At 63.5% G+C, this 660-nt stretch carries 1 protein-coding gene; it reads right to left on the minus strand.

Features of this window, described 5'->3' with window-relative positions:
* Nucleotides 1-169 precede the first annotated feature (169 nt).
* Nucleotides 170-660 (minus strand): condensation domain-containing protein (locus tag DTL70_RS00050; RefSeq protein ID WP_220183582.1); only part of this gene is annotated, 491 nt, incomplete at its 5' end.

Here is a 660-nt window from a genome sequence, read left to right on the forward strand (position 1 = left end):
TCCAGGGTGTTTTCGGCGAGGTGCTGGATGGTGTGGGTGGTGTGTGTGTTGTTGTCGTGGGTCCATTGCATGTGTAGTCGGCCGTTGTGGATGTGGCTGACGATGTCGATCAGGTAGGGGCGGTGGTTGTCCGGGTGCCAGTCGGGGCCGGGGAGGCGGTGGGGCGTGTTTATCCTGGTGGGACGAGGGTTTGGTCGAATTGGCCGAGGTAGTTGAAGCTGATCTGGGCTGGTGTGGCTGTGTGGAGGGTGGTGGCGGTGTGGGTGTTGGTGTGGGCGAGGAGGCCGTAGCCGATGCCGTGTCGGGGGCGGGCTCTGAGGAGTTCTTTGATCTGTTTGAGTCCGTTGGTGAGGGTGGTGGGTACTGGGAGGTGTAGGGGGGAGATGGTGGTGAACCAGCCGGTGGTGCGGGAGGTGTCGAGGTTGTCGGAGAGTTCTTCGCGGCCGTGGCCTTCCAGGTCGTAGCGGATGTGGTCGTGGCCGGTCCAGGTGCCGAGTGTGTGGGTGACGGCGGTGAGGAGTACGTCGTTGATGCGGGTGTGGAAGACGGCGGGGATGTCCTGGAGTAGTGCGCGGGTTTCGGTTGCGTCCAGTACTGCTTCGTAGGTCTGGCTGCGGCCGATGGTGTTGTGTCCGCGCGGGCCGTCCAGTGGCAACGTCA

The organism is Streptomyces diacarni (assembly GCF_003323715.1).
GTDB lineage: Bacteria > Actinomycetota > Actinomycetes > Streptomycetales > Streptomycetaceae > Streptomyces > Streptomyces diacarni.